This window comes from Arthrobacter sp. Y3223164 (assembly GCF_059091005.1).
This window is the reverse complement of record NZ_JBNHGF010000106.1, coordinates 1-7795: the sequence shown is the minus strand read 5'-3', so window position 1 is coordinate 7795 and position 7795 is coordinate 1. Positions and strand designations below refer to the sequence as shown.

At 67.4% G+C, this 7795-nt stretch carries 8 protein-coding genes; 1 reads left to right on the top strand and 7 read right to left on the bottom strand.

The window, feature by feature from the left end; genetic code table 11:
- The 7 genes from AC5RUJ_RS07640 to dinB all read right to left on the bottom strand — a co-directional run.
- Nucleotides 1–255: Mur ligase domain-containing protein (locus AC5RUJ_RS07640; RefSeq protein WP_494155727.1), on the bottom strand; the 255-nt coding region annotated here is incomplete at its 3' end.
- Between the two features lie 17 nt (nt 256–272).
- Nucleotides 273–2051: a peptidoglycan D,D-transpeptidase FtsI family protein gene (locus AC5RUJ_RS07635; protein ID WP_494013802.1), complete on the bottom strand. Its 1779-nt coding sequence runs from the start codon at nt 2049–2051 to the stop codon at nt 273–275.
- Nucleotides 2052–2078: 27 nt separating this feature from the next.
- Complete coding sequence (gene ftsL / locus AC5RUJ_RS07630; protein ID WP_494129022.1) at nt 2079–2744, bottom strand: cell division protein FtsL; 666 nt, start codon at nt 2742–2744, stop codon at nt 2079–2081.
- Entirely contained in the window at nt 2741–3730 is a 990-nt protein-coding gene (rsmH, locus tag AC5RUJ_RS07625; RefSeq protein ID WP_493999459.1) for a 16S rRNA (cytosine(1402)-N(4))-methyltransferase RsmH, read from the bottom strand. Before rsmH ends, ftsL begins: the two co-directional genes overlap by 4 nt.
- A gap of 202 nt (nt 3731–3932) precedes the next feature.
- Nucleotides 3933–4364 (bottom strand): division/cell wall cluster transcriptional repressor MraZ, encoded by a 432-nt coding sequence (gene mraZ / locus AC5RUJ_RS07620; RefSeq protein WP_493987551.1) that lies wholly within the window; start codon nt 4362–4364, stop codon nt 3933–3935.
- 414 nt (nt 4365–4778) lie between these two features.
- Nucleotides 4779–5153: an SCO2097 family morphological protein gene (locus AC5RUJ_RS07615; RefSeq protein ID WP_493999458.1), complete on the bottom strand. Its 375-nt coding sequence runs from the start codon at nt 5151–5153 to the stop codon at nt 4779–4781.
- A 172-nt stretch (nt 5154–5325) separates the two neighbouring features.
- Nucleotides 5326–6570 (bottom strand): DNA polymerase IV, encoded by a 1245-nt coding sequence (gene dinB, locus AC5RUJ_RS07610; RefSeq protein ID WP_494013800.1) that lies wholly within the window; start codon nt 6568–6570, stop codon nt 5326–5328.
- A 179-nt stretch (nt 6571–6749) separates the two neighbouring features.
- On the opposite strand from dinB, the gene AC5RUJ_RS07605 reads away from it, so the two are divergent.
- On the top strand, nt 6750–7795 hold a 1046-nt coding region (locus tag AC5RUJ_RS07605; protein WP_494155726.1), incomplete at its 3' end, for a polyprenyl synthetase family protein.

The following is a 7795-nucleotide window of genomic DNA, read 5'->3' as shown; positions in this document are numbered from 1 at the left end:
TTCGGCCTGGCCGGCGAAGTCGGCGCCGTGCCGGCGGGCTCCGGGCAGGCCGACATACAGGTCCCCCGGCTCGACGGAACGCGAATCTATGGTGATGCCGGTAAAGGTCAGGTCCTCCGACCCCGGGCCGCCCTCGGGTACGGGAAGCCCGCGGTGCTGCAGCATGCCGCTCAGCGCCGCCAGCCGGACCGGCCTGACCGTTGGGGGCCGCAAGGGCGAGGCGGACCGGTGGGGCTGCTCGGCAGTGGAACTCACATATTCTCCAGGTTGGCTCATTCCAGCGGCAGGTCGACCCGTTTGCTGGTGGACGGCGGCACGTCGTAGGCGTTGAGGACCTGCGTCATGACCTTCTTGAACGTCGGTCCGGCCGACAGCGTCAGCACCCCGCCCTGCGGCCGCTGGATGGTCGCCACGACGACGAACTGCGGATCCTCCATCGGGGCGATGCCGGCCATCGAAATGGTGTAGCCGCTGAATCCCCCGTCGGCGGCCGGTGCTTCGGCTGTACCGGTCTTGACCCCGATCCGATACTCCTTAATGTTACCGGGCTTGCCGCTGTGGTACTTCGAGTTGGTTTCCAGCATGTCCTGCACCAGGTTGGCGGTCTTCTTGGAAACCGCCCGGCTGCCCTTCTCGACAGGCACCTCGTGCTCGGTGCCGTTCGGGTCGATATAGGCGTCGATCAGCCGCGGCTGCATCAGCACGCCGTTGTTGGCGATGGTCCCGAAGGCCACGGCGGTGTGGAGGGCCGTCTGAGCGAGGCCCTGGCCGAAGAGGACGGTGAACTCCTGCCGCCCGTCCCACGTCTCCGGCTCGGCCAGCAGGCCGGCGGTGGCGCCGTTGATGCCGATGTCGAAGCGCTGGCCGATGCCGAACTTCCGCAGGTAGTCGTAGCGCTGCTGCCGCGTCAACTGCTGCCCGATCATGGTGGTGCCGGTATTGAGCGACTGCGCGAAGATGCCGGCCGTGGTGCGCGTCAGGGTGCCGTGCGGTGTCGCGTCCTGAAAGGTCTGGCCGTTGACCGTGTACTTGGGCGGGATGGTGTATCGCGATGCCGGGGTCGTGATGCCCTCTTCGATCGCGGCCGCCATGGTGATCATCTTGGTAGTGGACCCCGGCTCGAAGGCGCGTGTCACAGCCATCGACTGCCGTTCGCTGTCCGGAGTGGCGCCCGGGTCATTGGGGTCCACTGTCGTGGAGTCCGCCAGTGCGATCAGGTCGCCGGTCTTGGCATTGAGGACGACGACGGTACCGTAGTCGGCGCCGTAATCCCGCACGGTTTCGGCGATGACTTCCTGGGCGTACCACTGGATGTCGGTATTGAGGGTCAGTCGCACGCTTTGGCCATCCACGGCCGGGACTTCTTCGTAGGTGCCGACCGGTATGCGGATGCCGTCGGCGCCGATTTCGTAGGTCTTCGTGCCCGGCGTCCCGGAGAGGACGTCGTTCTGCGAGGCCTCGATGCCTTCGAGCGGCACGCCATCCGACCGCATGAATCCGACCACCGAGCCGGCCACCGCCCCTGCCGGGTAGTTGCGGATGGTGGTCGCGCGCGCGGACAGCCCGGGAAAGGCCAGCTCCTCGATCTTCTGCTGGACTTCCGGGGTGACCGACTTGGCCACGTAATTAAAGGGCTTGTCGCCGGTGACCGCTTTGGTGACGGTCTCCACGTCCTGGCCCAGGATGCCGGCCAGCTCGGCGATGGCGTCGGCGATCTTGACGTCCTCGGACTTTTGGCTGATCGGATCGAACCGGGTGTAGTCCTCGACCAGCCGCTGGTCCACCACCACGTCGAACCGCTGCACGCTGCGGGCGAGCACGTTGTTGTTGGCGTCCAGGATCTCGCCGCGGAGCGCGGGCAGGTCGACGGTGCGCAGGCGCTTGTCCACCGCCGCCTGGGCCATGCCGGCGGTGTCCAGCCCCTGCAGCTGGAACAGACGGGCCCCGAGAATGACCAGCAGGATCAGCACCATCGCCAGCCCGGCCCGGAGCCTCCTGGTAGCCCTCGCCGTGCGGTTGGGGTGCTGCCGGTCGGCTGTTGGTGCTGCCACAGGTACCTCGTTTGCGTTGCCGGGCGATTACTGGCCTGTCTGTTGCTTCGGCGCCGGGATGCTGCCGCCGTTCAGCTGCTTTTCGGCGGGTTTCGGTGCCGCGCCTTCTTCTGCACCGGCTTCAGCAGCGGCAGCAGGTTTCGCCGGTTCCTTCGCCGCCGCGGGGGTGCCGTCCTTCTTCCCGGCTTCCTCCTTCGCGGCCGGCTTCTGGACCGGATTTTCCGGCTGGGCCACCAACAGCTCCGGGGATGCGCCTGGTTCCGCCGCCTTCGGCTTCCCGGTGACCTTCTGGCTCTCCAGATTGATGGAGCCGACCGACGGAGACGTTACCATCCCCAATTCTGCCGCCTTCGCGGCAAGATTCTGGGGAGCCTGGTGGTTTTCGAGTTGCTGTGTCAGTTTTTCGTTCGCCTGGGCCAGGGAGACCTGCTCGTTGCGCAGCTCCACCAGTTTGTACTGCCCGCTGGAGACCGAGATGTTCAGCATCAGGACGCTGCCGAGCGCGAGCACCAGAACCGTGAAGCAGAACAGGGCGAACGGCACGCGCTTGCGCGTCGGGCTGTTGGGTACGACGGAGAGCGGGGTGCGGCGGGGGGCCTGCCGGGGCGCCGCTGCGGGACCTCGGGCCGGCACGGCACTGCCGTGCACGTACTGATGCTGGTCGGGACGGGCCGCGTGGGCACTGGCACTCATTTTGCGCTCCTGTTCCGGATCCGTTCTACCGCCCGCAGCTTGGCCGAAGCCGCCCGCGGGTTTTCTGCAATCTCTGCCGCCGTCGGCACTTCGGTGCCCTTGGTCAGGGTCTTCAGCTGCGGCTTGTGTTCTTCCAGCTCGACGGGGAACCCGCGGGGTGCGGATGACTTCGAGAGCTGTCCGAAAACGGCCTTGGTGATCTTGTCCTCCAGCGAGTGGTAGGACATCACGACGATCCGGCCGCCCAGCGCCAGCACGTCGATGGCGGCCGGCAAGGCCCGCTCGAGCACGTCCAGCTCCTCGTTGACCTCGATCCGCAGTGCCTGGAAGGTGCGTTTCGCCGGATGGCCGCCGGTCCGCGCCGCAGCAGCCGGCACGACCTTGCGGATCGCGTCCACGAGTTGGCCCGTGGTGGTCAGCGGGGCCTCGTCGCGGGCTGCCACAATGCTGGAGGCGATGCGTCCGGCGAACTTCTCTTCGCCCCAGCGCCGGATGATGCGCACCAGGTCCGCCTCGGCATACGTGTTGACAATGTCCGCGGCAGTCATGCCCCGGCTGGTGTCCATCCGCATGTCCAGGGGCGCGTCGTAGGAATAGGCGAAGCCGCGGTCCCGCTCGTCCAGCTGGAGCGAGGAGACGCCCAGGTCGAACAGCGCGCCGTCGATCTGGCCGACGCCGAGGTCGTCAACCGCGTCGGCGATCTCGTCGTACACCGCGTGAACCAGATCGGTGCGCTCCGCGAAGCGGCGCAGCCGCTCTCCGGCCAACGCCAGCGCCTGTTCGTCCCGGTCGATCCCGATCAGATGCAGCTGCGGAAAACGCTGCAGCAAGGCCTCCGAATGCCCGCCCATGCCGAGCGTCGCATCGACGACGACGGCGCGGCCGCGTTCGGCCACCGCACGTTCGACGGCCGGGGCGAGCAGGTTGATGCAGCGGTCGCGGAGCACCGGAATGTGGCGCTCCCCTGCTGGCCGCTCGCTGTTCATCCTGAAGCCTTCTTTCCTGCTGGTGCCCGGGACCGGTTGGTCGCTGGAGTCTTTAAGTCCGAAAGTCCTTGAACCAGATCCCCATCCGCGCCTGGCCTGTCCCGCCTGGCTCCGGGGAAGGTGAGCCAGGTTGGACCTGCCGGGCGGCTGGAGATCTCATCCAAGAACGTTCGTGCCGCGTGTGCTGTTTGTCGTCCCGGGGTCAAAAGACTCCGGGCAATACGTCTTCGTCTGTTTCGGAGAAGGCGGTTTCCTGCTCCTGGAGGTAGTCGTCCCAGGCCCGGGCATCCCAGATCTCAGCGCGGGTTCCCGCACCGATGACCGCCAGCTCCCGGTCCAGCCCTGCATAGGTCCGCAGTGCCGGCGGGATGGTGACCCGGCCCTGCTTATCCGGAACTTCGTCAGAGGCTCCTGACAGAAAGACGCGAATGTAGTCACGGGCGTGGCGGGAAGATATCGGAGCCTTCCGCATCTCCTCGTGAACCCGCTCGAATTCCTTCTGGCTGAAGACGTAGATGCAACGCTCCTGGCCTCTCGTCAGGACGAGTCCATCGGCAAGCTCCTCGCGGAACTTTGCGGGAAGTATCAGGCGCCCCTTCTCGTCGAGCCGCGGCGAGTGTGTCCCGAGGAACATCGCCACCGCCCTGCCGATTGGAGGAGACCGTCGCCCCCTGCGTCACCACTACCCTCTTATGTCCTCCACTTTACTCCACATCACGCCACAGTCAACTACTTCCGGCCCCTTTTGTAGCTGGAAATGTTCGGCGCCCTCCGCGTGAGGGCGCGGAAGCAGGCCTGTGGAGCAGAGTGGAGGGAAAGTGGAGGGCCTGGGGAACCCCGGCAGTAGAAGTTTCCTGTTGGATCGCGTCCAGGCCGGCCGAAGCGGCCGTTGCGCCGGGAAACGGGCCGGATCCGGCCCACACGGGGCCTTTAAACACGAAAAGACCCGACGTTTGACGGGTCTTGCCTTCGTGCCTTTCGGCCGCTAGCCGCCGGGTGGGGCGAAGTGGAGGAGCCTCAACGGCTGCTCCGGCGGCCGGGTCTTATGTCAGCGGTCTTCGCCGTGATGCCGCTCGTCCCACCGCTCCTCGAGGCTGGCCATGAAGCCGCCCTTCGATGAGGAAGTCTGCCTGGTGCCGGTCGCCCGCGGCGACCCTGCCCCGGCGCGGCGCGTGGTGGCCCAGTAGACGCCGGCACCCATGATGACGAATCCCAGGACTCCGACGGCGATGATCTGGCTGAGGATGCCGGTGAGCAGGACCAGGATTCCGGCAATCGCGACGAGTGAGCCCACGACGATGTGGCGCGTCGACAACGATCGGCCGCTGGCCGATTCCATGTGGCTGGCAAACTTCGGGTCATCAGCATGCAACTGCTGCTCCAGTTGTTCCAGCAGCCGCTGTTCATGCTCTGAGAGTGGCATCTGAGCCTCCTTTGTTCCAGTCCCCCAAGGGTGCATAGCGTACAACGAACTCCGCGGGACAAGAGTTCCTGAAACCAACCGGAACCGAATTGACCTCTGCTACTAAGAATAGAGCGCAAAGCCTGCAATCAAAAGCCACGATGACCCACCTGTGATCCCACCCGCCCCGATTTCACGCACCCTGGCCCCGGCCCGGCCGGCGGCGGGATTCCGGGCCCTGCTCCGCCGGCTTGCGGGGCCCGGACTTCAGCAGCGAGGCAGGCACAATCCCCGCGCCGCCGAACTTCCGGTTCACCTCGTCCAGGGCCTGTTCGGCGCTGTGCCACGTGTCTTCGTGGCCGTCGAAGCTCAACTGCTGGCCGCCCCGGCCGGCGTCCTCCAACTGCTCCGCCCGCAACCCGATGAGCCGGACCGCCTGCGGCCGCTCGCCGAGGGCCGACAAAAGCGCCGCAGCGGCGGCCTGCAACTGCTGGGCGCTGTTCGAGGGCGCCGGCAGCTTCCGTGACCGGTTCAAGGTGGTGAAGTCGGAATACCTGAGTTTCAACGCTATGGTTCCGGCGCGCATGTTCCCGGCGCGGAGCCTGGCGGCCGTCCGGTAGGCCAGCCGCAGGAGCTCGCGCTCGAGCACCTCGTCGTCGTCGACGTCCTTTTCGAAGGTTTCTTCGGCACCTATGCTTTTCTCCACCCGTTCAGGGGTGACCGCCCGGTCGTCCATTCCCCAGGCCAGCCGATGGACGTGGTCGCCGGTGGCTCCCAGGACGCGGTGCAGCGCCGCGGGCGGCGTGTGTGCCACATCGGCAACGGTACGGATGCCAAGGCGGGCCAGGACCTCCCGCGTCTTGGCGCCGACTCCCCACAGGGCGCCCACCGGCAGGGAATGCAGGAAGTCGACCGTCTCGGCCTCGGGTATGAGCAGCAGGCCGTCCGGCTTGGCGTGCGTGGAGGCTATCTTGGCCACGAACTTGGTCGTGGCGATGCCCACCGTCGCGGTCAGTCCCAGCTCGGCCGAGATCCTACGGCGGATCAGCGCGCCGATCTCCAGCGGTTCGCCCAGCCGCCGGCGGGCACCGGCCACATCGAGGAAGGCTTCGTCGACGCTGAGCGGTTCCACGTACGGCGTGATTTCCCGGAAGATCGCCATGATCCGGGTCGAGGCCTGCTGGTACTTGCCGTGGCTGGGTTCAATGATGAGCGCCTGCGGGCAGAGCATGCGGGCCCGTGCCATCGGCATCGCCGAGCGGACACCGTATTTGCGGGCCTCGTACGACGCCGAGAGCACCACCGCCCGGCCCGAGGCGGATCCCACGATGACCGGCTTCCCGACCAGCTCCGGCCGCTCCAGCAACTCCACACCCACGAAAAAGGCGTCCATGTCCACGTGGAGAATGGTGCAGTTGTGCTGGTCCGGGGAGGTCACAGCACTATCGTAGGCTGGCTGCCGCCTGCGGTGCGGCCGAAGCTGCGGGCGGGCGGCCCGCCGGCCCGGCGGGATTGTCTAGACTGGCTGCAGACATCAGTACCACCGCGAGGAGCTCCGCCGCATGCTGTACCGCCCTGACGAATCCCTCCCCGCACGGGCAGACCGGAGGTAACGGCATGGAACCCTCTGCGACCACAACGAGCGCGGCGGAACAGGAAGACTTCCGGCAGGCCGTGGCCGGATTGCTCCGGGAGTTCCTGGCCGGACAGAAGGACCTGCTGCAGGATGCGGCTCCGGACGCGGCACCGCTGGTGGAGGCCATCACCGACCTCACCGCGGGCGGCAAGCGCCTCCGGGCGTTGTTGGCCTACTGGGGCTGGCGCGGGGCAGGGGGGTCCGTGCTCGCCGGCCAGGCCGTTCAGGCGGGAGTCGCGCTGGAGCTCTTCCAGGCCGCGGCACTGATCCACGACGACATCATCGACCGCTCGGACACCCGGCGGGGCAGCCCGAGCGTGCACCGGCGGTTCGAGCAGCAGCACCGGCTCAACGGCTGGGCGCTGGACGCCGAGCGCTACGGGCAGGCCGCCGCCCTGCTGGCCGGCGACCTCTGCCTGTCCCTCAGCGAAGAAGTCTTTGCCGGCATCGGGGCGGAGTCCGCGTCAGGAACGCCGGCCCGCGCAATTTTCAACCGCATGCGCGCGGAGGTCATGGCCGGGCAGTATCTGGACCTGCTGGAGGAAGCTGCCGGACCGGGGCGCCCGGCCGAAGCCGCCGTGGACCGCGCGCTGCAGATCCTCCGCTACAAGTCGGCCAAGTACTCCACCGTGCATCCCCTGAGCGTGGGCGGTGCGCTGGCCGGCGCTTCTACCGGCCTGCTGGAGGCCTACGAGGCATTCTCGCTGCCCTTGGGCGAGGCCTTCCAAATCCGTGACGACGTGCTGGGCGTGTTCGGCGATCCGGCCACCACCGGCAAACCGGCCGGAGACGACCTGCGGGAAGGCAAACGCACGGTCCTGATTGCGCACACGCTCAACCACTGCACGCCGGCCGAACGCACCCTGCTGGAGACCCGGCTGGGTTCACCGGAACTCTCCGACGCGGCGGTGGAAGAACTGCGGGACCTGATCACCGGCAGCGGCGCCCTGGCTGCCGCCGAGCAGATGATTGCCGACCGGACCGCCGCGGTCGAGGCGGCCCTGGCGGCCCTGCCGGTGGCGGACGC

What these genes read in the sequence shown, in the direction of transcription:
- AC5RUJ_RS07615 (WP_493999458.1), bottom strand. Translation starts at nt 5,153, where the DNA reads ATGCCACTCTCAGAGCATGAACAGCGGCTGCTGGAACAACTGGAGCAG.
- ftsL (WP_494129022.1), bottom strand. Translation starts at nt 2,744, where the DNA reads ATGAGTGCCAGTGCCCACGCGGCCCGTCCCGACCAGCATCAGTACGTG.
- mraZ (WP_493987551.1), bottom strand. Translation starts at nt 4,364, where the DNA reads ATGTTCCTCGGGACACACTCGCCGCGGCTCGACGAGAAGGGGCGCCTG.
- rsmH (WP_493999459.1), bottom strand. Translation starts at nt 3,730, where the DNA reads ATGAACAGCGAGCGGCCAGCAGGGGAGCGCCACATTCCGGTGCTCCGC.